Below are 23,072 nucleotides of genomic sequence, written 5' to 3' on the forward strand. Positions count from 1 at the left end.
TCCTATTGAGAGGGGGCTAGGGGGTGAGGCCCCGCCAGAACGAACTAAACTACTCCCAACCCCGCCGCTTGATACGCGGAATCCTCTGAGCAACTAGCTCTAAAGCCTAAACCGCTCCTGCTTCAATATCCCACTCATGCAACTTCTCAACCATACTTTCCTCGTCACGGGGGGCGCTTCGGGTCTTGGGCTAGCCACGGCTCAAATGATTACCGAGGCTGGCGGCTTTGCCTTGCTGGCCGATATCAACCCCGGCGCCGGGGCCGCCGCGGAAGCGGCGCTAGGTAGCGGCGCCAAATTCGTGCTCACCGACGTAACCGACGAAGCCAGCGTGGAGGCAGCAATTCAAGTGGCGCAAGAGCAGTTTGGGCCGCTACGTGGCGCCATTACCTGTGCCGGTGTGGGACCTGCCGAACGGGTAGTAGGCAAAGCGGGGCCGCATTCCCTGGCTAGCTTCACCCGCACCATAACGGTTAATCTGGTGGGTACTTTCAACGTGCTACGGCTGGCGGCGGCGGCCATGCAGCGCAACGAGCCGGGCACCGGCGGTGAGCGGGGCGTCCTGGTTACCACGGCCTCCGTGGCAGCTTTCGATGGCCAAATCGGGCAGGCGGCCTACGCGGCCTCGAAGGCTGGCATTGTGGGTATGACGCTGCCGGTAGCCCGCGAGCTGGCCCGCTTCGGTATTCGGGTAATGACCATTGCGCCCGGTATTTTCGAGACGCCTCTGTTGGCTACTTTAACTGATGAAGCCAAAGCTTCGTTGGAGCAGCAGGTGCCATTCCCGTCCCGCCTAGGCCAACCCGCCGAGTTTGCCGCCCTGGCCCGGCACATCATCGAAAACCAGATGCTCAACGGCGAAACCATTCGCCTGGATGGCGCCATTCGGATGGGCGCCAAGTAGCACTTCCACAAGCAGCATCCTTGTCCTACTGCCGTTGCCAACGAAATTCCGTCATGCTGAGCGCAGGCGGAGCCGTAGTCGAAGCATCTCGCTCGAACCGTTGCAATGCTAACCAAGTTTACCACACAAGTGAGACGCTTCGACAAGCTCCGCATGATAGATATGGTTTGACAACGAAGCAGTAGAGATGCTTAAATAAGCGCAGCAGACCCGTACTACCACAACGAAATGCGCCAGATGCTGCAATAAGCCGATGCCAGCGCCAGCAGAGCGTTTTAATTGATTTTCCTTAACTACCGAACTGCTTTCTCAACCACTTCATGGAAACCACCCCCAAACCCAAAGCCAAATCCGGCCTCAACCTCGATACGCTGGTTGCCATCGACGTGCACACGCACGCCGAGGTTTCGTGCACGCAGCCCCACGACGACTACCGGCCGGAATTTGACTTGGCATTTGCCAAGTTCTTTAAGTCGACGCACCGGCCCACCATCCAGGAAACCGTTGACTACTACCGCTCGCAGAACATGGCTTTTATCATGTTCACCATCGACTCCGAGCACGAAACCGGCAAGCGCCGCATCCCGAACGAGGAAGTGGCCGAAGCCGCCCTGGCCAACCCCGACGTCATGCTGGCCTTCGCCAGCATCGACCCGCACAAGGGCCGCATGGGAGCCCGCGAAGCCCGCCGCCTGATCGACGACTATGGCGTGAAAGGCTTCAAGTTTCATCCGACCGTGCAGGGCTTCTACCCCAACGATCGGATGGCGTATCAGCTCTACGAGGTTATTGCCGGCGCCGGGCTGCCCATGCTGTTTCACTCGGGGCATTCGGGGTTTGGGTCGGGGGTGCGGGGCGGGGGCGGGCTGCGGCTCGAATACTCCAACCCCATTCACCTCGACGACGTGGCCATCGATTTCCCGGATGCGCCCATCATCATTGCGCACCCATCGTGGCCCTGGCAGGATGAGGCGCTGTCGGTGTGCATGCACAAGCCCAACGTGTACATCGACCTTTCGGGCTGGTCGCCGAAGTACTTTCCGCCGCAGTTGGTGCAGTACGCCAACACCCAACTCAAAGACCGGATGCTGTTCGGCACCGACTTCCCTCTCATCACGCCCGAGCGGTGGCTAAAGGATTTCGAAGTAGCTGGCTTCAAGGAAGAAGTGAAGCCCATGATTCTGAAGGAAAATGCTATCCGCATGCTCGGCTTATAGATAACCGGTCGGCCTGAGGTATTGAACCTCATACACCGGCCTGATCAGCTCCGGAAGTATATGCTTGTGGAGCACCAGCGGCTGTAACAGCGCCCGCAATTGGCTTGGCTTTTAAGCAGGCGCCAGTTGCGGGCGCTGTTGCGGTTAGTGAAGGCAGCGGAGCATATTTACTGTGCGTGGGCAACATACGGCGCAGTGCCGGATGCTTGCCTCCAGTTGCCGAGGAACAGGTTTTCGGGGCCTGTTAAGGCTTCCTGTGGCAGCTGCGCTACACCCACGAGCCTTGGCGCATACGCTCTACTTTAAGCAAACTATGATTAGGATTTCTCTGCGACCAACAACCAAGAAATTACGTCTTATAAAGTTCAACAAGTGTAACTTGCTTATATTATGCTAATATGACAACTCCTTAATAAATCCGGGTTCATTTCACTATGGCCTTCTTCAGGCACGGTGCGATGGTTTCCGGATTACAAAGAAGATGGTATGTGCTGAGCCTGAATGTGAATTATACTATTGTTGATACGGAATGCCTGCTAAGTTGACTTTCCCTGCTCCAGAAGACGAAGACGAGGCCGGCCGCTTAGGAACCGGGCAGGCTGGCCGCCATCCGGCCGAAGAAGCCCTGGCTGCCGCCGAAGCTCGAATAGCCGCGCTGGAACAGCAGTTAGCAGCTACCACCGCCACGGCTCAACGCTACCAAACCCAATTGGCAGCGTTGGTTGAAAACCTGCCCACCGGTTTGCTGCTGGTCGACCCTACGGGCCAGGTGCAGTTGGTTAATTCTTATTTCCGCAGCCTGTTCAACATCGCCCCGGATGCTACTATTGGCAACATTTACCCGCTCACCGCGCCCGGCCTCGTTCATATCAACAACGCCTTTGCGAACCCGGCCGAATTTAGTGCGCGGGTGCAGAGATTGCAGCAAAACGGCAAAACCACACTCAACCAGGAGTTTGTGCTAGCTAATGGGCGCGTGGTGGAGCTCGATTACCTGGTGCTGGAGGGAGGCCAGGCCGGGCGCCTGGTCTGCTACCGCGACGTAACCGAGCGCCACCAGCGCGAGGCGCAGCTGCGTACGCTGTCTTACATTCCCGCTCAAAACCCTAATTCAATTTTGCGGCTTTCAGTGGCCGGCGAAGTAATTTATGCCAACCCCGCCGCCACGCCGCTGCTCCAGGTGCTAGCGGCCGAAGACCAGGCTGAGGGTGGAGTATTGCGCACGCGCCTGCTCGACCTCGTGCAGCAGGCTTTACGCACCAACGAGCAGCACCAGCAGGAGCTGGCGGTGGCGGGGCATCATTACCTGTTTACGGTGGTGGCCGTGCCCGACGAGGCCTACGCCACCCTGTACCTGACCGACGTAACAGCCCGCCAGCAGGCGGAGCAGCAACTGCGTGAGCAGCGCCTTTTCTACGAAAGTATCCTCAACAATGTGCCCACCGGCATATCAGTTATGGATGCCGACTTCCGGTATGTGTTCGTGAATCCTGCGGTGGAACCTGATCCAATAATTCGGGCCGGGCTAGCCGGTAAAACCATTGCCGAAGCCGGGCGTTATCGGCAGCGCCCACCCGACGTTATCACCCAACGGCATCAAGGATTCGAGTTGGCTTTGCGGGAGCAGCGGGAAGTAGCTTGGGAAGAATCGTTCCACGATGGGCAGCGGCAGCGCGCCAACTTGATGCGTTTGCGGCCCATTATCGGGCCCGATGGACAGGTTCGGCAGCTTGTGGCCTCCGTCATTGACATCAGCGCCCGCAAACAAGCCGAGGAGCGCCAGCGCGAAAGCGCGGCCCTGATGCAGGAGCAGCAAGCCTTTATCCGGTTGGTTGTGGATGCACTGCCTAATATCGTGTATATGGCGGGTGCCGAAAATGTCGTTTCGTTTCGCAACGCGGCTTTCGATAACATGGCTGCCCTTAGCCAGCATGTAACGGGCCCGAAAGTAGCTTTGGTGGAAAAGCAGGTGCAGCAGATCGGGGCCTGGCGCCAGCAAGTGCTGGCAACCGGCGAGCCGCTGAACGCCGAGCTGCTGTTGACTATGACCAACGAGGATACCTGTTGTCTGCAAGTGCACATGCGCCCGTTCCGGCAAGCCGATGGGCGGGTGGAGGTCCTGACCGTGAGCACCGATATTACGGCTCTCAAGCAGGCGCAGCAGCAGGCCGAAGAAAACTCGCGGGCCAAGGAAGCCTTTCTGTCCCGCATGAGCCACGAAATCCGTACCCCCCTGAACGGGGTGATTGGGATGGCGATGCTGCTGGAAAAAACGCCGCTTACGCCGCTGCAACAAGACTATCTGAGCGCCATGCAGCAAGCCGGGCAGCATTTGATGTCCTTGGTCAACGACGTGCTCGACCTGGCCAAAATTACCACCGAGCATTTAGAGCTTGCCCAAGCTCCCTTCGAGATGAGCGGCGCATTGCAAGCCGCGGGGCAGACGGTAGCGGTGCTGGCTACGCAAAAAGGGCTGCACTTAACCGTCGAACCTCTCGCCGTTTCGGGCTTGCGGCTGGTTGGCGATGCCTACCGCTTGCACCAGGTGCTGCTCAATCTGTTAGGCAATGCCCTCAAGTTCACGGAGCAAGGCTTTGTGCAGCTAGGCGCGCAAGTGGTGCGGGAATCGGAAGCGGACGTGACGTTGCGCTTTTGGGTGCAGGACACGGGTGTAGGCATCGAGCCGGCGCAGCAAGAAGGGGTGTTCGAAGCCTTCACCCAAGCCAGTGCCGGCCGCCATCACCAAGCCGGCGGAACCGGCCTCGGGCTGGCCATCAGCGAGCAGCTTGTGCATCACATGGGCGGCACACTACGGATGTGTAGCGAGTTAAACCAAGGCACTACGTTTTCATTCACTCTCACGCTTCCCCGCGCCGGGGATGCAACCCTGGAAGCTCCTGCTGACGCCGTGGAGGGACAATATGACGCTCTGCGCGGCGTGCGCGTGCTACTGGCCGAAGATAATGCCGTCAATCAATGGATAGCGACGGTGGTGCTCGAGCATTGGGGCGTAGTAGTCGAGGCCGTAGACAACGGCGACGCGGCGCTGGTCGCGCTAACCACCAACGATTACGACGCGGCGCTGCTCGACATTAAGATGCCGGGCCTGAATGGGGTGGAAGTCGCGGAGGCGTTGCGCCGGCACCCGGATCCGGTTCGGTCCCGCCTGCCCATCATCGCCCTAACGGCTAATGCCTTCGAAACGGACCGGGCGAGTTACCTAGCCGCCGGCATGAATGCGTGCGTGAACAAGCCCTTCGAAGAGGCCGAGCTTTGCCAGCCGCTAGTGCAGCTCATCAAGTCCCGCTCGGGTTTGCAGTAGAATACCTGACCAGGCACTAACTTAAATAGAAGCAACCACGCCACTCAGCTTGGCAGCCCGCTTGCTGGCCACTATCGACGACAGCAGACCCGTTAGGCCGCCCACGACGGTAGAGGCCGCTATTACGGTCAGCTTGGGCAGCTCCACGTTTTCCCGCGTGCCTTGCAGAACCAAGATGATAACCAGCACGGGCAGCGCGAACAGCAACCCAATGCCAATGCCCGTCACCAGCGCCTTCGGAAACCAGCGCGTATCGGCGGGCAGGGCCGGGGCTAGCGTGCCGGCCTTGCGCTGCGCGGTCATCACCCCGAAGGTGATAATGGTGGTCACCAGGGCCGACATAAACACGCCCGGCACCAGCACCGACACCAGGTTGGGCGTCGGGCCTTCCAGATTTACGAACGGGGCGGAGAGCAACAGCAGAAACGGAATAACTGTGTTTACTACCACGTTGCCGAAGGTCGATTTGAGGGCGTTGTCGAAAATGAACTTGCTCATAACGAAGGCCTTGCGGCTAGCCGATGATAACTCTTTCGCGCGTATAAAGGAAAAACGACCGTTCGGAATCGATGAGCGGCTGACCCTCCGGGCCCGTCTGCCTTAGTAGCGCCTGCTCGTAGGCGCGAAACTCTTTGAGGTCAACTTCCTGCTCGAACCACAAACTGGCAATGCCGCCATAAGTGTTGGCCATCACTGAGTTGCCGTGCACGGGCCCCTGGCCACCCATGCGCAGGGGGCGGGCTTGCACGTAGCGGCGCAACGCGGCGGCCACAGTGGGCAACTCGCCCATAATGGCTTCGTGGGCCGCTACCCACTGCTGTTCAAAGATTTCGGCGCTCAGGCCATCTGCTTTTTTCAGGTAGTGAATCACCTTGATTTCGGCCGGACCGGGCTGTGGTACCGACAGCTCGGTTTCAGTCATTAAATCCAGAATCACGTTGGCGAAGTCGTTGAAATTCCGCTCGTCGGGCCGCACCACGGTGCGCACGTACTCCGATTCGGCGTTGGCCTTCATCGTTTCGGGCGACTCGAAAAACAGCTCCGTCACGAAGTCCCGCCCGAACACCTGCTGGTAGCCGCCATCGGCCTTGGCCCCAAAGGCCGAGTCGAACACGTGGCTTTGCACATAGCGCAGCAGGCCGTTGGGGCCGCCACGGGCAATGGTACCGTGCGTGTGCTCCACGTAGTCGAGGCATTCCTGGTGGGTGAGGCCCGGCCGGCGGCGCACGGCTATCATTTGCTTGATCATGAGGTCGGGGTTAGAGCTGAGAAGGTAGAACTAAGAAATGAGACAATCAGGTGGTAGCACCCGCCCCAACCTTTACGCCGGGTGCGCGGCGGCTAACACTGTTTGGGCAGCAAGTAGCCGGAGCGCGTTTTCGCCGGCAATGCGGCCGGTGTTCACCGCAAAGCCCATCGAGTTGCCGGGCATGATAAACACGTAACTGTCGCCGTAGATGGCGCAGGCATCGGTGCCGGCCGCAAACAAACCGGAAATCGGCCGCCAGTCGGTGCCGATAACTTCGGTTCGGTGGTTGATTTTGATGCCGCCCGTGCTGCCGTAGGCGCTCGGGTAGTGGCGGGCCGCGTAGTACTTCGGCCCCTCCAGGGGGCGCAGATACTGGTGGTCTTTGTTGAAAAGCTCGTCGTAGCCCCGGTGGCACGACTCGTTGTAGGCGGCCACAGTTTCGCGCAGGCCGGCCGGGTCGATGCCGGTTTGCGCCGCCAGCTCATCGAGCGAGTCGGCCACGAAGAAGTGCGGGTAGCCGGTAGCCAGCAACCCGGCAATGGCGGCTTCGCCATCGGGTAGGTTGGTCACCGGAAACACGCGGTTGCGGAAGTCGAAATCCACGGCCATCTGTGCCAGAATGCCGGAGTCGAACAGCAGGAAGCCGGTCCGGTCTTTTTGCCGGGCCAGAGCGTTGGCCGTGAACGTGACATTGGGCATAATGGCCTCGTTCACAAACCGCTCGCCGAGCAGATTTACAAACAAATGCGGCTGGCGGCAGGCTTCGTGCAGGGGCGGCGGGACACTCAGGTTGTCGGGCATCCCATAAATCATTTCCATGCTCATGTCGGTGGCTGCCGCCCCGGCCTCCCAGGCCATCCGAATCCCGTCGCCGGTGACGCCGGGAATGCGGAACGGAAATATATCCTGCCCCAAGGTGTAGCCGACGTGTTCTTTCACCATCTCGGGGTTGTTGCCGAAGCCGCCGGTGGCAATAATAACGGCCGTGGCGAGGGCCTCAATGGCCGCGCCGTCCTTGCCTTCGGCGGCTACGCCCACCACCCGGTCACCTTCCTTCAGCAAGCGGCGCACGGGCGTTTCCAGCAGAAACTGCACGCCCAACGCCCGCGCCTGTTCGGCCAGAATGCTGGTCATGGTGGCGGCCGCGCCGGGGCCGGCCACGCCGGAGGGAGGCTTCACCAAATGCCAGGTGGGGTAGGCGCTCGGGAAGTACGAGGCCGGCTCCAGAAACTCCACGCCGAGCGCCTCCAGCCAGTGAATGGTATCGCCCGATTTGTTGAGGTAGGCCCGCACCAGCTGCGCATCCACCCGCCAGTGGGTATAGTCCATGAACACTTCAAAGGCTTTGTCTTTCGTGGGTTGGAACTGCCGCAGCCGGGTGTGCCGGCTCTCGATGCCTAGCGGGCCCATGCCCCGGTTGGCGGTGCCGCCGGTAATAGCCTCCTTCTCGAACACCAGCACCGAAGCCCCACCCTGTGCCGCCGCAATGGCCGCGCATAAACCCGCCGCCCCGCCGGCAATTACCAGTACATCTGCTTGAAGAGTTTGCATGAGGAATAGAGTTGTTTGTTGTTTACGCGGGTGTTTGTAGAAGTGTAGAACGTCATGCTGAGCGGAGGCGCAGCTGAAGTCGAAGCATCTCTCCCGCTTCGTTGAGCAATCGTCAGAGGTTACTGTGGCGGGCGAGATGCTTCGACTTCAGCTGCGCCTCCGCTCAGCATGACGTTCTTTTAGCTTCTCCTCACTCCTAGCTCCTCAAAACCGGTACACCGCCGACAAAAAGTACGCCCGTGGCTGAATGGGGATGATGCTGTGCACGGCGTTGGGGTTGGCTTCCACTTGCGCCTTGGTTAGGTTTTGGGGGCTGAACGACTCGACTACGGTGCCGGGAGAGGCCGAGCCCATGATGCCGAGCACATTGGTAAAATTGTTGACGTTCAGGGCGAAAGACAGCTTCTTGGTGGCCGCAAAGCCCACGCTGCCGTCAAACTGACTGAAGCCGGGCAGATAGTAGGCGTTGGGCTGGTTGGCCGGCCGCTCGCCCAGGTAGCTCCACTGCACCAGGGCGTAGAACTTGCCCACCGAATACGTAGGCGTGACGTTGATAATAAGGCTCGGATTGTTTTCGGCCTTGTTGCCGCTGTAGTCCACCACCACGTCGTCGGCTTTGCCGTTGGTGCCCACGTTCCAGGCCTGCCACGAGGGATACTTGGCGCTCTGCACCGTGAAGGCGCCCCGCACGTTCAGGAATTTGAACGGGTTGTAGTCGGCTTCCACTTCCACGCCTACCGTTCTAACCTTGTTGTAGAGCACGGGCGTGTAGTAGTTCTGGTTGTTTTCGTCGTTGGCAATCAGGGTGCTGCCCACGTTGCTGAGCAGGCTGTAGAAAGGCGTGACGGCCAGGTTCAGCCCGTTGGTTTTCAGCTTGTAGCCGAGCTCCACCTGGTTGATATCCTGTTTCTTGGGGTCGTTGGTGGCGGCGAAGTCCGAAGTATAGTTCTGGTAGAAGGCCATGTCCGGCGACTTCTGCCCGCGGGTGTAGCGCACGTACACGGCGTTGTTTTCGGTGACTTTGTAGTTCAGACCCCCCGAGTAGGACAGCGTGTTGATTTGCTTGTTGAAGCGCACGTCGTTCTGGCCCACTACGCCGTAAAAGTTGTCGTAAACGGTGAGCGGGTTGCCGTCGAAGCCGCCGGGCTTGGTGGTGGGCACTGTGCGCCGGTTTACACCGTCGAGGCGGATATGCTCGTAGCGCACGCCCCAATCGAAGTTCAGCTTGTCGCCGAAGTTGAGGTTGTTGCCAATAAAGCCCGCCAGCTGGTCGTTGGTGTAGTCGTAGGTGCCGTAGCCGAACGAGCCGCCCAACTTCAAATACCCCGTACCCGGCTCGGAAATCTGGTAGGTCTGCCCGGCGGTTGGGCCCACGCTCGGCACAAACGTGACGTCGAGCAGATTAGCCCGGTCTTCCACCGGCGTGAGGCCCAACACGGCCGCCTGCATTTCGGGGTTGCCTTTCAGGCGGCTATGGGCGTAGAACAAGCCCGCGCTAATGCTGCCGTTGGGTAGCTTCTTGCTTACCGTGAACTGGTCGATAAACTCGTTTAAGTCGATGTTGCTTTTCAACGAGCCATTGTAGCGTACGGCATCCGGCACGGCGTTGGGCAGGTCGGAGTTAAGCACCACGAAGCGCGGCCCCATAGGCCCGAAATTCTGCTGCACCTGCGCCCGAATGGCTCCCGTGTTCTGGTCACGATAGGTTACCACGCCTGGCCCGAGCGGGGTGGTGCCGCTGAATACGCCCGTCACCACGTCGGTGAGGTAAGTGAAGTTGGTAGCCACGTTCACATCCTGCTCCAGGTTTTTGCGGGAGTATTTGCCGTTGTTGCTGATCGACCAAGTGTCGCTCAGATCATAGGTGAAGTTGATGCCGCCGGTGATGTCGCGGGCGTGGCTTAGGTTGCGCGGGTCAAAGGAAATCAGGTCGGTGTTGTTGCCGTTAGGGATTTGGGTTTTCACGCCGGGCAGCAGGTACGAATCGCCCTTTTCGACGCCGGGAGCCAGCTTGATGTCGTCGTTGAAGCCCTGCCCGACCAGCGGCACGGTAGTGCCGTTGTGGTCGTTGAGGTATTTGGCGTACACCCGAATAGTGCCTTTGGCGAAGTTTTGGGTGATGCTGCCTTTCACCTGCCCGCCTTTATTGAAGGGATAGCCCGCGTAGCGCGCGCCGTTGGCGTAGCGGTAGAAGCCGCCCGCGTTGTAGCTCAGGCCAGTTTCGTTGAGCTTGTTGCCGAGGTTGAGGTCGGCGCGGTAGTAGGGCTGCTGGCCGTTGCCTTCCAGCCCGAAGCGGGTGCGCACCTCGTTTTCGCTGCCATTGCTGCCCGTCTTGCTCAGGAAGTTAAAGATGCCGCCCGGCGCATTGGCACTGGTAATTGACGAGGTGCCGCCACGCACAGCTTCCAGACGCTGAATGGTCACGTCGTTCCGAAAGAAATAGTCCGGCGAAATCGTCCCGCTCGACAGGCCCGTTACCGGCAGCCCATCTTCCTGCAACGACACGTAGTAGTAGCCATTGGCCGGCGAGGCCAACGAGCCCACCGAATTAGCCGAAACGCCCCGCGAGTACACCGTATTTTTCACTTCGCCCAGCGCCGAATTCACGTACACACCCGGCACATTACGCAGCAAATCGGCCGCGCTCTGCGGCACCAGCCGTTCGATTTGCCGGGCGTTGAGCGTGGTAATAGCCACCGACGATTCCATCTTGGTGCGCGTGTCGAACACGCCCGTCACAATCACCTCGTCCAGGTTCTTGGTGTCGTCCTGCAAGGCAACTGCCAGCGTCTGCGCTTCTGCGCTCGGCACGGTTACGCGCCGGGTTTGCGACAGCGCCCCAATGAAGGAAATGTTGAGCGTGTAGGAGCCGGGCGCCACGTTGCTGATGGTGAACGTGCCGTCGGCATTGGTGGAAACGCCGGCCTTAGTTTCGGCCACCACCACCGTCGCGCCCACCTGTGGCGCCCCCTTCGCATCAACGATGCGGCCCGAAATCTGGCCGGTTTGGCCGAAGGCCAGCGGGCCAGCCAGCAGTAGCACCAGCGTCGTGAGCCAGCGCACGGAAAAAGCAAGTAAGTGGGATTTCATGGGCTTGGGGGTTATGAGGTGAGGAGCTGTGAGACAGGAGCTAGGAGTGAGGAGCTAGGAGTGAGGAGCTAGGAGTGAGGAGCCGAGGTAGAAAAGAATGGTAAATGGAAGTTCAGGTGCCGAAATACTTAGCTCCTAACTCCTGTCTCCTCGCTCCTAACTCCTCGCTCCTTGCTCCTTGCTCCTTGCTCCTTGCTCCTTCAGGCAAACGAGCCCCCATCCACCGCCAAAGCATGGCCGGTGATGAAGCTGGATTGGTCGGAGCAGAGCCAGAGGGCCACGTCGGCCACTTCTTCGGGGCGGCCGAGGCGTTTGAGGGCTGCCTGGCTTGAAAATTTGGCCAGGGCTTCGGGGTTGTTGCGCAGGTTGAGGCGGCCATCCATAATCATGGGCGTCTCGATGCCGGTCGGGCACAGGGCATTCACCCGGATGCCGCGGGTGGCGTACTCCAGGGCGGCCGTTTTGGTGAGCCCCACCACCCCGTGCTTGGTCGCGCAGTACGACACATTGTTGGGGTGCCCGTGCAGCCCCGCCGCCGAGGCCACGTTCACAATCGTGCCGCTGCCCTGTGGCACCATCACGGCCAGTTCTTCCTGCACGCAGTACCAGGTGCCAGTGAGGTTCACGGCCAGCACTTTCGTCCAGGCATCCTCGGGGTATTCACCCGTGGGCGCGTTCACGCCGCCGGTGATGCCCGCGTTGTTCACGGCGCAGTCGAGCCGCCCAAACTGCCGGACGGCGGTGTTTACCATCTGCCGCACGTCGGCGCGACTGGCAATGTCGGTGCGCACAAACACTGCCTCGCCGCCGTCGGCCTGGATTTGATTCACTACCGACCAGCCACCCGCCTCATTCACATCGGCCACCACCACGCAGGCGCCTTCCCACCCAAACGCCAGGGCAGTCGCCCGCCCAATACCAGAGCCCGCGCCCGTCACCACGCATACTTTGCCAGCAAAGCGGCGGGCTGTCATTGGAGTCTGAGGGGTAGTTAGGGTTTCCATGGTGAGTTAGTGAATTGGTGAGGAATGGGGAATTGGGAAGAACCGCCATGCTGAGCATGTGGCGCCTCAAGCCAGGGTGCGGAGCCGTAGTCGAAGCATCTCGCGTGCTGAGGTTGCCAAACATCATCTGTCATGCTGAAGAATTGAAGCATCTCGCTCGAATCGTTGCACCGGCAGAGGTATTTACCACACTAGCGAGATACTTCGACTCCGCTCCGCTGCGCTCTGCATGACCGTTCTTCATTCCTCATTGACAAAAGCAACTGCGCGGGTCCAGCCGCCGCTGCCGCCTTTTATCTTGATAGGAAAAACGCTGATTTTAAAGCCAAAAGGCGGAAGCTGGTCGAGGTTGGCGAGCTTTTCGATTTGGCAGTATTCCCGCTCCCGGCCCACGAAGTGCGCGGCCCACACCACGCCCGGGCGCGGGTTGCGGTGGTAGTCGGCTGATTGCACGTGCAGGGGCGTGTCCCATCCCCACCCGTCGGTGCCCATCACCTTGATGCCTTGGTCGATCAGCCAGCGGGTGGCTTCCACCGAGGCACCCACGTGGATCTTGGCAAACTCTGGCTCGTACATTTTCTTATCGGCGTCGCAGCGCACCAGCACGATGTCGAAGGGCTTGAGTTTGTAGTTGATTGCAGTTAATTTCTGCTGCACATCGGCAGCAGAAAACTCGTAGCCCGCGGGCTTATCGGTGAAGTCGAGTACCACGGCGTCGCCGTAAAACCACTCCAGCGGCAACTGATCAATGGTGCGGGCCGGCTTGCCTTCCGAGGTCGGACCGTAGTGCCAGGGCGCATCAATGTGAGTGCCGGCGTGGCTGTTGAGCGTGAGCGTTTCACCAGCCAGCGCCAGGCCATCCGGAAAAGCCGAGCTTGGCACCCCGAACAGCTGTGGCCCTATTACTGCAGCGCCTTCCTCGTGCGAGGAAAACACCACGGACAGCGGCAACGGGTCCTGCACGTCGGTGTCAATCGGGCAACTCAGGTCGATGATGCGCATGGGTTGGTTGCTGATTGTTGAATGGTTGATTGTTGAGTGGTGATTGTTGAAAAAGGCCGTCCTGCTCATCTGGCGTCCGCGTAGGCGCAGCCGCAGTCGAAGCATCTCTACCGCATTACTAATCAATGGCATTGCAACGAAGCGGTAGAGATGCTTCGACTACGCTCCGCGGCGCTCAGCATGACCGTTTCTATTCTATTCACTACCACTCAAACGATGGTGTTTTTCAGTTTTCCGATTCCGGTGATTTCCAGCTCTACCACGTCGCCGGGCTCTAGCCAGCGGTGGGTTTCGGGGCCTAGCTCTAGTAGGCAGCCCCACCCCACGGTGCCGGAGCCGAGAACGGCACCGGGTTGCAGCGTGGCATCACGGGAGGCACGTTCCAGCATCTCACCGAAGGTGTAGTGCACTGTTTGGTAGTTGCCATCGGAGAGGAGCTGGCCGTTCACGGTGGCCGTCATGCGTAAGTCGAAGCGGTGGTTGTTGGTGGCGTAGTGCGCCATTTCGTCTTTGGTCACGATGCAGGGCCCGAGCGACGTGGCGAAGTCCTTGCCCTTGGCGGGGCCGAGGTGCACTTTCATTTCAGCCATCTGCAAGTCGCGGGCGCTCCAATCGTTGAGCACGGCGTACCCGAAAATGTAGTCGTCGGCGTCTTCGGCCTTCACATTGCGGGCCGGCTTGCCGAGGATGCAGGCCAGTTCCAGCTCGTAGTCGAGGCGTAGGCAGTTGTGCGGCCGAATCACTTCAGCATCCGGCCCTACTATGGCCTCGTGGTTGGAGAAATAGAAAATCGGCATCTGATACCACTCCTCGGCTAGCGTGTGGCCGGCCCGCTTGGTGGCGTTGATCAGGTGCTGCTCGAAGGCCACGTAGTCGCGGAAGCTGGTCGGGTTCGGCAGCGGGGCCAGTAGCTGCACGTCAGTCAGGGCGTGGGTCGGCGTGGCTTCCGTTAGGTTCAGGTCGCGCAGCAGCGGCATAAATTCGTCGTGCCCGGCAATGAAGCTCAGCATGTCAGTGGGCAGCGCGCCCTCACTGGCCAGGTGCAAATCCACGATGCCCTGGTCGAGCAGCAAACCCGCCCGACTCTTCCGCTGCGCATTTTGAAAGGTGACGAACTTCATGGTTTCTGAGCTACAAGCCTCAAGCTGTGAGCTTCAAGCTTTTTTAGTGGGAGTTGCGAGTGGCAAGCTTTAAGCTGCAAGCCTCAAGCCTTTGCATGTCTGAAAATCAAGCTTGAAGCTTGCAGCTCAACTAAAGCGGTTGCGCCAGGGCTTCCAGTGACGACTTAGTGAGGTGGTTTCGGTCGCCCATGGTGCCGGCCAGTTCCCATTCCCCGATTTGTTGGGCGGCGTCGCACACCATTTTGCAGCGGGCGTAGCGGCGGGTCATGAAGTTGTCGAGGCTGGTTGCCAGCGGAATATCCTTGGTTATTTCCTCGGCCAGCACCAGTGCGTCTTCCACCGCAATGCCGGCGCCCTGCCCGATGTGGGGCGAGGTAGAGTGCGAGGCATCACCGATGAGCACCACCCGGCCTTTGTACCACTTTTCGGGCACGAACACCACCTCCATGGGCCGGTAGACCACGCCTTTGTTGTCGGTGATTTGCTCGCGCAGGTCGGCAATAATGCCCGTACTGAAGTTGCTAAGCCGGGCGCGCATCTCGGCGGCCAGGTCTTGCTCGGCAATGCGCGGCTTGGTAGGCTCGTTGGACGTCACGTACATGTACATCAGGTCCTCGGCCAGTGGCACCAGCCCGGCCGCCAATCCATTCGCCCCGATATAGTTGGCCAGGTGGTCGACCTCCCGCTTGAAATTGTAGCGCCACACGGCCTGCCCCGTGAAGCGGGGCTTCACCTCCGGAAAAATCATTTCCCGCACCTTCGAGTAGGTACCGTCGGCGCCCACAATCAGGTCGTAGGTGCCGGTCGTGTTGTCGGTAAAGGTGACGGACACGTTGTGGTCGGTTTCGGTGTAGCTTTCCAGCGTCACGCCGAGGCGCACGTTCACGCCGGTTTCCAGCGCCGTTTCCGTCAGCACCTTGTGCAGGGCCGGGCGCGACACGCCGCAATTGGCCGGATACTCGGGGCCCGCCAGCCGGTGGCCAGGCATTACCATGTGCCCCCGCGGCGAGTCTATCGTCACCTCTTCAAACGGATACGCCCGGTCCATGAACTTGTCCAGCACCCCCAATTCGTGGAAAGCCCGCACCACATTCGACTGAATAATGATGCCGACGCCGTATACCGTCCACTCCTTTTTCAACTCCACAATGTCCACTTGCACCTCTTTCTTGCGCAGGCTGATAGCCAGCGAAAGGCCGGCAATGCCGCCACCAACCACGAGTACTTTATTTTCGGTCAACATTGAGAGGGGGAATTAGAGTCAGGGGTTGGGGAGCTGAAAAATCGGTTAGTTGCCGTCGCTGATGACGGTGCCGCCGTCTATGATCAGGTTTTGGCCGGTGATGAAGGCGCCGGCCCGGCTAGCCAGCATGACGGCCACGCCCGCTACTTCGTTGGGTTGGCCCACCCGCCGCAGGGGCGTCAGGGCGAGGCGCTTGGTCATCACCTCGGGGCTATCGAGCATGGGCCGGGCAAAGGCAGTTTCAATCACGCCCGGCGAGATGGTGTTGGCGCGGATGTTATCGGGTCCGAATTCCACCGCCAAGTTGCGGGCCAGCTGAATCAGGGAGGCTTTGGAGAGGCCGTATAGGCCGATGTTGCGGTTGCCGCGCACCCCCGCAATGCTGGCCAGATAGATCAGAATGCCATCTTTCCGCTCGGCCATCTGCGGAACAATCAGCTTGGTCAGCAGCACCGCGCTTTGCACGTTCACCGCCATTGCCGCGTCGAAATCAGCGGCCGAAACAGCCAAAACGGAGCCAGTCGGTGCCATACCCACGCACGACACCAGCACATCAACGCGCCCAAGCTGGGCTAGCGTCGTTTCCACCAACGCCCGAATCTGCTCCGGCTGCGTCATATCACAGACCACTGCCAGGGCCATGCTACCTTCCGCCTGCATTTCACGCACCGTTGCCGCGCAACCTTCGGCATCATGGCTACTCACCACCACCGTTGCCCCGTGCGCGCCCATGGCCCCGGCAATAGCTCGCCCCATGCCGCTGCTCGCCCCCGTCACGAGAGCTACTTTGCCGCTTAAGTCGAAGAGAGTGGAGGGCATGAGTTTGAAGTTTTGGTGTGTTAGGGTCTTGGGGTCTTGGTTTTTGATTTTCGGCTCGTCATGCTGAGCTTGCCGAAGCATCTCTACCGCAGTGGTAATCAAGAGCATTGCAACGAAGCGGTAGAGATGCTTCGGCAAGCTCAGCATGACGTTTTTTATCATCTTTCATTCCAGTGTATCATTGGCTGGCCGGGTACCGGGCTGCGGAACCAGGGAACCGACGTGCCGCGCAGGCTGCCGAGGTAGACGGTGCGCAAATCGGGGCCGCCGAAGGTGAGGCTGGCCATCCAGGGGGCAAGCGTGCCGTGGGTGGCACCCATGATTTCCGGGGTGAGAGTGCCGGCGTGGAAGTGGTCGAAGAGGCGCTTTTTGGTGTCGGGGTTGCTGTCGTCGAGGAGCGTCAGAATTTCACCATCGGGGGTGAGGGCAATCAGCTCGTCGGTGAAGATGAGTGTAATCCAGAGGTTGCCGAAGGCGTCGAAGGCAAAGCCATCGGGGAAGCCACCTAGGGAGTCGGGGCCGTAGACTTCCCGGTCGGTGAGGGAGCCGTTGGGCAACACGCGCAGGCGGGAAATGCGCCAGCCGGTGCTTTCCACCACGTACAGCCACTCCTCCCGTGGGTCAAACCGGATTTCATTGGTGCCGCAAAAACCTTCTGCCACCATGCGGACGCCGTGCTCATCGATGAGGCCGATGTAGCCGTCGGCGGTTTTGGTGTTGAGCTGGCCAGTCCAGGGCTGCTCGCGGGTGGTGACGGTGAAGTAGATGCGACCCTTAGAATCGCGCAGCGGAAAGTTAGCCTTGCCGAGCGGCTGCCCGTCGATGTCGGTGCAGAGCGTCCGCAGGTGGCCCTGGCGGGTCATGGTTTCAATGGCGTCGGTGCCCCAATTGGCAACAATGAAGTTGCCTTGCGCATCAAAGCACAACCCGTTCGGCAAAGACCCCACCGACTGCACGTAGCGCGTCTCGAAAGAAGCATCGGTGGCGTCGGCTGCCAGATTCTCCACGAACGGCGTCACCAGTTGCTGCGTGCCGTCGGGGTTGATACGCATCACGCCCCCGCGGGCGTCGGCGGTCCAGATAGTGCCGTCTCGCTCGGCCAGCACGCACTCCGGCCGCTGCAAGTCCCGCCCAATATGCTGGATATCGGCCCGGTTTACCTGCCAGTTCTTCAGCGGGTTCTGCTTAACAAGGGAGGGAGAGGCAAGCATGGTGGTTGTGAGTAGGTGGATTTGGGAGCTATACTTACAAGTTCTTCTGAATCCAGTCGAACATGGGAAAGGTGCGGGTGAAGCCATCAATCTGGCAGTGCGCTGAGCCGGGCGAGCTGGCGGGCACCACGTCGAGGATGCGCGGGCAAGTCAGGTCGTTGAAGGTGCGGTAGGCGTGGCTGACCGGGTTTTGGCGGTCGTCCTCGCCGTGCACGATGTAGGTGGGCATCGAAATCTTTTCAGCTACTCCGCGCAGGTTGTAGTGCGAGAGTTTCTCGCGCGCCTCCTGCATGTTGTCCACGCCCACAATGTGTTGGAGAATTGTGGCCAGCGGGTGGTTATCGGGCCGATTAGCCCATATTTCATGGTAGTCGTACACAGCGCCCCAAATGGCGCACACCTTGAAGCGCGGCTCGAAAGCAGCAATCCGCGCCGACATATACCCCCCCATGCTCACGGCCATGATGCCAACGCGCGCCGGGTCAACATCGAGGTTAGTTAAAACCCAATCCAGAGCCGCCGTGCCCGCCACCTCGTAGTCGTAGCGGTGGTGCAGGTGGTGGAGGCGCAGCGCGCCGCCCTGGCCGGGGCCATCCAACGTGAGCAGCGAAATGCCCCGCTCGTTGAGTTTCTGCGCTGGCCCAAAGTAGAATTCTTCGGCCGTGGAATCGAGGCCGCCAAACAAGATCATCAACGGGCCGCCAACCGCGCCGGGCGCCGGCATGTAGTAGCCCGGCAGCACCGCCCCCTCAAACGGCACCTCCACCCGCCGAGGCGGCGTGGACAGCAGAGCGGCCCCTTTCTGGAAAGCGGCAACGCTGCTCTGGTAGGTCGGGAACTTGCGGGCATCGGTAGGCAGCAGGAAAAACTCGGCGGTGCGCAGGTAGTTGGCCGCCCGCAAAAACGCGGCCCGCGCCGAGAGCGTGCGGTTTTCATCGAGGGCCTGATTGGCTTCCGCCAACGAGCGGCGGCCCTGGCCGAGCCATTCCTTATGGAAGCTTTCCAGGTTGCCCACCTCGATTTTACTGGCCGTGTTCAGCACCTCGTTGGTTTCGCCGCCGCCGTAGAGGCTTTGGGTTAGCGCGCGCTGTACCTGGTACGAGAACATGTAATTCTCTGGAAAAAAATGCCACATAGGTGGGGTAGGGGAGGGTTAGGGAAGATCAAGCATGACGGTCTACAACAGCTTCGCCGAATTACTCGACCTGTAACTCCTTGGCTACCAGCTCTTGCTTGGTCTGATAGTGGCTATCCTGGCCTTCCTTGAGGTTGCCATCCTTGGCCCAGGGGCTGGTCATGCCCCAGGCATCGTTGGGGTTGTCGCGCAGGTAGTGGATATCGGGGCCGTGGTCGGGGGCGAAGATGAGGCGGGCGGCCGCGTAGAACTCGAACCGGTTGCCGCCCGGCTCGATGACGTAGATGAAAAAGCCTTCGTCGGCTTTGTGGCGGGTTGGGGCTCCCATTTCCAGCTTGTAGCCGTTCTCAATGACCCAGTCGCAGGCCAGCAGCACTTCCTCGCGGCTGTCGAAGTTCCAGGCCACATGGTTGAACGAGCCCTGACCGGGAATGCCTTTGGGGTCGGAAAACACGGCAATATCGTGCGAGAGGTTGCCGATGGTGAAGAGCCCGCCCACGGCCGGCATCTCGTCGTTGATGCGAATTTCATCGGGGTTCTTCATGCCTAGGGCCTTGTAGAAATCCCGGTCGGCCACGTAGTTGGTGGTGAACAAGGTCACGTGGTCGAAGCGGCGAGGCGACATGCCGCGGCGGCGGTTGCTGGCGTACCGGTCGGCGAATACGCTGCCGCGGGCCCCCGTTTCACGCAGCCACACTACATCCCAGAAGATTTCGTGCACGTGCCCGTCGGGCGAGTGGAAACGGTAGGCGCGGCCGTGGCCCAGGTCGCCATCCACCCAGCCGATGCCGGCCCCGGTGCTTTCCAGGTGCTGCACCGCATCTTCCAGGGCTTCGGGCGAGTCGGCGCGCCAGGCCAGGTGAGCCATGCCGGGCAACTCGCGGTGCGTGATTTTGAGCGTGTGATGGAAGTAGTCGCCCCAGGCTCGCAAATACACCGACGTTTCGTCGCGGCCGGTTTCGTCGAGGCCGGCAATTTCAGTCAGGAACTTAACCGTTTCTTCTACTTTGGGGCTGTATAGCTCGATATGAGCGAGCTGCGAAATGAAGTGGGGGTTGCGAGCCATGGAGTAGCTGATGCTAGAAAGTGAGTTATTACTTACTCTAGCAAAGGAACCGCATAAACCTGCTCAGCAACGAACACTTTTTACTGCTTCACTTGTACAATTTGAAAGAACAATCATGCAATTCCGCTATTCAATGAAAACTCTAGGCAATACAATGAGCTACTAACGCTGGTCTGTTAAGCGTTTGCTAATGGAAATTGGGGCCTCAATGCAGAAAATCCATCCTTCCACTTTCCTATTGAGGCCTGAATCGGTTTTTAAATGAATAAGCAGTAAGCTTCAACCCCTTGCGTTGAATGACACAATTTGATAGTGAGTATAGGATCACCTCAGCAGGTGCTTATTAGTGCACCTGCCGCTACAGTGGCTTCCATGTACCCTACCCCCAGAAAATTCTGCCCATTAAGCAGCGGGGGCCGGAGTAGGGTACACGGAAGCACATTACATGCTCCCCGGTGAAGTGCTGATCATTGGAGCCAGCTTCTCCCGAAATTCTTTGGGCGTCGAACCTGTTTGCTTTTTGAAGAAGCGGCTGAAGTAGCCTTGCTCATTAAAGCCTAGCTCGAAAGCTATTTCCTTGAAGGTTTGCTCCCCGTCGCTGATACGGCGCTTGGCTTCCAGTACCAGCTGGTCGTGGATGGCCTGCGTGACTGTGAAGCCGCGTTTTTCCTTCAGCAGCTCATTCACGCGCTGCGTGGTTAGGCCCAAGTGTTCGGCGTAGAACTCGGCTTTGCGCTCGGTTTTGTAGTGCGTCTGAATAAGGTGGAGCAGCGTATTCAGGCGCGGGTCGCGGAAGCTGGCCACGGCGGGTGCCCCCTGGCTGGCCCGGTAGATATGGAACAGCAGCGCCTTCAGGTACGACTGGATAATCAACGGATTCTGCTGCCCGGCGTGCTCCACTTCCAGCAAGTTCACTAGCGTGTGCAACTGCGGCAGGTCAGCCTCTCGGAGCATAATGCCTTCGTTGATGAAGTGGGTGAACAACTGCTTGAGGTATTCCTCGGGAATGTTGTTGAAAAAATCAGTTGTGCACACCACCGCAAACCCCGTCGGGCGCTGGCCTAGCACCGCGTGCACCTGTCCCGGCGACAGGAAATACACCAGGTTCTTGCGCACCGGGTACGGCTCGAAATCAATCAGGTGGTCGTCGCCATCAGAGGTAAACCACAGCATCTCGTAGAAGACGTGCCGGTGGTGGCCCATGAAGCGGTTAGCGTTGGCCGACTCGATGCGGTTGATCAGGAAAAAGCCCTGATCCAGGTCGTGCGTGGGAATAAGTTGCTTGGTGGGCATAGGGCGGGGCAGGGAAAGGAAATATACGCTTTTCGCGCTTCTCTCCCTGCTCCCGAACCTGTGAAGTTTTATATAGCGGCAGTGAGCGGTGAGGTTGTGTTGAAACGAAAAAATGTAGCGGTATCCTTAAAAAGGAGCTCGAGAAAACTGAGTTGATGGTTTCAGAACCGTCAACTCAGTTTTCTCGAGCTCCTTCTAAGGGCAACTATGTAAAGCCAGACCTTATTCAGCCTTGCTGATGCGCTGCGTCATCTTGCCATCAATGGTAAGCAAATAAGTGCCCGAGGGTAGAGCGGTTAAATCAAGCTGGCCGGAAACGGGCAGCACCCGCTTGCACTGCAGACGGCCAAGCAAGTCGCGCACTTCTGCAAGGTGCCCGGCCGAGCCCGCTGCCAAGCGAACGGTTAGCTGCTGTTGCACGGGGTTAGGGAAGGTCGTCAGCGCGGCTTCACTAGTGCCAGGGGCGCTCCGAGCGGCAAGCGCCGTGGCAGTGGGTGCCAGGGCCACCCCGCGGAACGTGGTATTGGTGGGAGCCGTTACGAGAGCAGCAGGCAAAGTTGCGGTACTAGGAGCCACGTTGTAACCGGCGGCGTCGTCGACGCTGTAAAGCCCACTGGCTCCGGTGGCCACCAGTGTTACAACAGTGCCGGTGGTTTTGCCGGTAAGGCCCCGCAAGGCTGCTGTCGCGCTGGCAATGGTGCCATTCAGCGTCCAGGTGCCACCTACCAGGCTCCATTTTTGAATGCCGCCACCGGTTGGCGTCCGGTCGTCGGCTACGTACACCACGTCTAGGCCGGGCACCGTAGGACTTTGGTCGGTAAAGAAAAAGCTAAACGAGCTAGGCCCGGAGGCTACGGGAAAACCGGGCAGCAAGGTAAACGCCTGGCCTGCCGCTACAGGGAGCCCGGAGCCTACTTGCAGCACCCCGTAGCTGTTCGATGACGAGGCACCCACGTAAAGATTACCCCCGACTATATTGATGGTCCGTAGGTTGGTAGGGGTGCCTGTGCTTAGCGCGGTTGTTGGGCCAGTGTTGCCCAAGGGCAGGAAGCGGACGCCCCCATTTGCGCCCACGGCATAAAACGTGCTGCCGTTAGCTGAGACCGCCGCTCTGATATTGTTGGCATCAAAAGCGTCGCTGATGCGCGTCGTTGTGTTGATGGTACCATCGGCGGCGATACGCCCAATGACGCGGTTGGTTGTGGCGGCAGTTGTGCCGGTAACGCTAGCTGTACCTACGGGGGCATTGTAACCCGTTAAAACCAGGTAACGGCCATCGGCCGAGCGGGTGAGGTTGGCATCCGAGGTGGCGCTGCCGCTTGCGGTTAATGCCAGGTTAGGCAGCGCATCCGTCGTGGGCAGTGATACTTGCTGCACGAGCGTGCCGGTAGGCGAATACTCGGCCAAATAGGTGGCGGTGGCGGCGCTGCTTAAAGCGGCAGAACCATCGCCGATGCGAACTACCACGTAATTGCCGACCGTGAAGGGTCTTACCGTTTGCGCCTGAAGCGCCATGGTGCTGGCCAAGCTGAAGGCCGCTCCTAACAAGCTAACGCGTCGAAACCAGGTAGGAAGTAGTTGTGCGTGGGTAAAAGAAGAAATCATAAGTACAATAAATGGGTTGATAATTTCCCTTGCTGCTCCGGTGGCGCAGGTCGTGGAGTAAGCGAGAATCAATAGCCGAGACAAAGTGGACGCTAAAACGAACGGTTCTGATGTAAGCCCAGCAGATGAAAACGCCCCAATACCCCCACCGAATCAAGCTCAGCAATGACAAGGGGTAAAACTAGACAAAAGTTATAACTGAAAAATAAATAGAGCTTAAGATATGCTAAATAAGTGCGC

General features: G+C 59.4%; 17 protein-coding genes. 3 read left to right on the plus strand and 14 right to left on the minus strand.

Annotated features, from left to right (window positions below; translation table 11 throughout):
- Positions 1-136 precede the first annotated feature (136 nt).
- From VF639_RS00610 to VF639_RS00620, 3 genes are all read left to right on the plus strand, one after another.
- The gene (locus tag VF639_RS00610) at positions 137-904 is read left to right on the plus strand and encodes an SDR family NAD(P)-dependent oxidoreductase (RefSeq protein WP_331143959.1); all 768 of its coding nucleotides are present in this window, start codon (positions 137-139) and stop codon (positions 902-904) included.
- Between the two features lie 320 nt (positions 905-1,224).
- On the plus strand, positions 1,225-2,121 hold the full coding sequence (locus VF639_RS00615) for an amidohydrolase family protein (RefSeq protein ID WP_331143960.1): 897 nt from the start codon (positions 1,225-1,227) through the stop codon (positions 2,119-2,121).
- A 529-nt stretch (positions 2,122-2,650) separates the two neighbouring features.
- Positions 2,651-5,443 carry a PAS domain-containing protein gene (locus tag VF639_RS00620; protein WP_331143961.1) on the plus strand — a complete coding sequence of 931 codons (2,793 nt, stop codon included), beginning with the start codon at positions 2,651-2,653 and terminating at the stop codon, positions 5,441-5,443.
- 21 nt (positions 5,444-5,464) lie between these two features.
- Here VF639_RS00620 and VF639_RS00625 read toward each other — a convergent pair whose 3' ends face one another.
- The 14 genes from VF639_RS00625 to VF639_RS00690 all read right to left on the minus strand — a co-directional run bounded on the left by VF639_RS00625 (position 5,465) and on the right by VF639_RS00690 (position 22,832).
- Complete coding sequence (locus tag VF639_RS00625) at positions 5,465-5,941, minus strand: hypothetical protein (RefSeq protein WP_331143962.1); 477 nt, start codon at positions 5,939-5,941, stop codon at positions 5,465-5,467.
- 16 nt (positions 5,942-5,957) lie between these two features.
- Positions 5,958-6,692, minus strand: coding sequence for an EthD domain-containing protein (locus tag VF639_RS00630; RefSeq protein ID WP_331143963.1), 735 nt, complete (start codon positions 6,690-6,692; stop codon positions 5,958-5,960).
- 72 nt (positions 6,693-6,764) lie between these two features.
- On the minus strand, positions 6,765-8,243 hold the full coding sequence (locus VF639_RS00635) for an FAD-dependent oxidoreductase (protein WP_331143964.1): 1,479 nt from the start codon (positions 8,241-8,243) through the stop codon (positions 6,765-6,767).
- 204 nt (positions 8,244-8,447) lie between these two features.
- Entirely contained in the window at positions 8,448-11,333 is a 2,886-nt protein-coding gene (locus VF639_RS00640; RefSeq protein ID WP_331143965.1) for a TonB-dependent receptor, read from the minus strand.
- A 200-nt stretch (positions 11,334-11,533) separates the two neighbouring features.
- On the minus strand, positions 11,534-12,337 hold the full coding sequence (locus VF639_RS00645) for an SDR family NAD(P)-dependent oxidoreductase (protein WP_331143966.1): 804 nt from the start codon (positions 12,335-12,337) through the stop codon (positions 11,534-11,536).
- Between the two features lie 240 nt (positions 12,338-12,577).
- Positions 12,578-13,444, minus strand: coding sequence for a cyclase family protein (locus VF639_RS00650; RefSeq protein ID WP_331143967.1), 867 nt, complete (start codon positions 13,442-13,444; stop codon positions 12,578-12,580).
- Between the two features lie 104 nt (positions 13,445-13,548).
- Positions 13,549-14,460 carry a fumarylacetoacetate hydrolase family protein gene (locus VF639_RS00655; RefSeq protein WP_331143968.1) on the minus strand — a complete coding sequence of 304 codons (912 nt, stop codon included), beginning with the start codon at positions 14,458-14,460 and terminating at the stop codon, positions 13,549-13,551.
- A 130-nt stretch (positions 14,461-14,590) separates the two neighbouring features.
- A complete protein-coding gene (locus VF639_RS00660) occupies positions 14,591-15,703 on the minus strand; it encodes an FAD-dependent oxidoreductase (protein ID WP_331143969.1) in 1,113 nt (370 codons plus the stop codon).
- Positions 15,704-15,748: 45 nt separating this feature from the next.
- Positions 15,749-16,522, minus strand: a complete 774-nt coding sequence (locus tag VF639_RS00665) for an SDR family NAD(P)-dependent oxidoreductase (RefSeq protein ID WP_331143970.1) — start codon at positions 16,520-16,522, stop codon at positions 15,749-15,751.
- Positions 16,523-16,680: 158 nt separating this feature from the next.
- Positions 16,681-17,733 (minus strand): SMP-30/gluconolactonase/LRE family protein, encoded by a 1,053-nt coding sequence (locus VF639_RS00670; protein WP_331143971.1) that lies wholly within the window; start codon positions 17,731-17,733, stop codon positions 16,681-16,683.
- A gap of 34 nt (positions 17,734-17,767) precedes the next feature.
- A complete protein-coding gene (locus VF639_RS00675) occupies positions 17,768-18,868 on the minus strand; it encodes an alpha/beta hydrolase family protein (RefSeq protein ID WP_331143972.1) in 1,101 nt (366 codons plus the stop codon).
- A gap of 61 nt (positions 18,869-18,929) precedes the next feature.
- The gene (locus VF639_RS00680; protein ID WP_331143973.1) at positions 18,930-19,934 is read right to left on the minus strand and encodes a VOC family protein; all 1,005 of its coding nucleotides are present in this window, start codon (positions 19,932-19,934) and stop codon (positions 18,930-18,932) included.
- A 441-nt stretch (positions 19,935-20,375) separates the two neighbouring features.
- Positions 20,376-21,227 carry a helix-turn-helix domain-containing protein gene (locus tag VF639_RS00685; RefSeq protein ID WP_331143974.1) on the minus strand — a complete coding sequence of 284 codons (852 nt, stop codon included), beginning with the start codon at positions 21,225-21,227 and terminating at the stop codon, positions 20,376-20,378.
- Positions 21,228-21,449: 222 nt separating this feature from the next.
- Positions 21,450-22,832 (minus strand): T9SS type A sorting domain-containing protein, encoded by a 1,383-nt coding sequence (locus tag VF639_RS00690; RefSeq protein ID WP_331143975.1) that lies wholly within the window; start codon positions 22,830-22,832, stop codon positions 21,450-21,452.
- Between the last annotated feature and the right edge of the window lie 240 nt (positions 22,833-23,072).

Origin of the sequence: Hymenobacter sp. (assembly GCF_036387835.1) — a bacterium.
GTDB lineage: Bacteria > Bacteroidota > Bacteroidia > Cytophagales > Hymenobacteraceae > Hymenobacter.

What these genes read in the sequence shown, in the direction of transcription:
- VF639_RS00635 (WP_331143964.1), bottom strand. Translation starts at nt 8,243, where the DNA reads ATGCAAACTCTTCAAGCAGATGTACTGGTAATTGCCGGCGGGGCGGCG.
- VF639_RS00660 (WP_331143969.1), bottom strand. Translation starts at nt 15,703, where the DNA reads ATGTTGACCGAAAATAAAGTACTCGTGGTTGGTGGCGGCATTGCCGGC.
- VF639_RS00625 (WP_331143962.1), bottom strand. Translation starts at nt 5,941, where the DNA reads ATGAGCAAGTTCATTTTCGACAACGCCCTCAAATCGACCTTCGGCAAC.
- VF639_RS00675 (WP_331143972.1), bottom strand. Translation starts at nt 18,868, where the DNA reads ATGTGGCATTTTTTTCCAGAGAATTACATGTTCTCGTACCAGGTACAG.
- VF639_RS00620 (WP_331143961.1), top strand. Translation starts at nt 2,651, where the DNA reads ATGCCTGCTAAGTTGACTTTCCCTGCTCCAGAAGACGAAGACGAGGCC.
- VF639_RS00630 (WP_331143963.1), bottom strand. Translation starts at nt 6,692, where the DNA reads ATGATCAAGCAAATGATAGCCGTGCGCCGCCGGCCGGGCCTCACCCAC.
- VF639_RS00655 (WP_331143968.1), bottom strand. Translation starts at nt 14,460, where the DNA reads ATGAAGTTCGTCACCTTTCAAAATGCGCAGCGGAAGAGTCGGGCGGGT.
- VF639_RS00640 (WP_331143965.1), bottom strand. Translation starts at nt 11,333, where the DNA reads ATGAAATCCCACTTACTTGCTTTTTCCGTGCGCTGGCTCACGACGCTG.
- VF639_RS00670 (WP_331143971.1), bottom strand. Translation starts at nt 17,733, where the DNA reads ATGCTTGCCTCTCCCTCCCTTGTTAAGCAGAACCCGCTGAAGAACTGG.
- VF639_RS00690 (WP_331143975.1), bottom strand. Translation starts at nt 22,832, where the DNA reads ATGATTTCTTCTTTTACCCACGCACAACTACTTCCTACCTGGTTTCGA.
- VF639_RS00665 (WP_331143970.1), bottom strand. Translation starts at nt 16,522, where the DNA reads ATGCCCTCCACTCTCTTCGACTTAAGCGGCAAAGTAGCTCTCGTGACG.
- VF639_RS00610 (WP_331143959.1), top strand. Translation starts at nt 137, where the DNA reads ATGCAACTTCTCAACCATACTTTCCTCGTCACGGGGGGCGCTTCGGGT.
- VF639_RS00645 (WP_331143966.1), bottom strand. Translation starts at nt 12,337, where the DNA reads ATGGAAACCCTAACTACCCCTCAGACTCCAATGACAGCCCGCCGCTTT.
- VF639_RS00685 (WP_331143974.1), bottom strand. Translation starts at nt 21,227, where the DNA reads ATGCCCACCAAGCAACTTATTCCCACGCACGACCTGGATCAGGGCTTT.
- VF639_RS00650 (WP_331143967.1), bottom strand. Translation starts at nt 13,444, where the DNA reads ATGCTTCGACTGCGGCTGCGCCTACGCGGACGCCAGATGAGCAGGACG.
- VF639_RS00615 (WP_331143960.1), top strand. Translation starts at nt 1,225, where the DNA reads ATGGAAACCACCCCCAAACCCAAAGCCAAATCCGGCCTCAACCTCGAT.
- VF639_RS00680 (WP_331143973.1), bottom strand. Translation starts at nt 19,934, where the DNA reads ATGGCTCGCAACCCCCACTTCATTTCGCAGCTCGCTCATATCGAGCTA.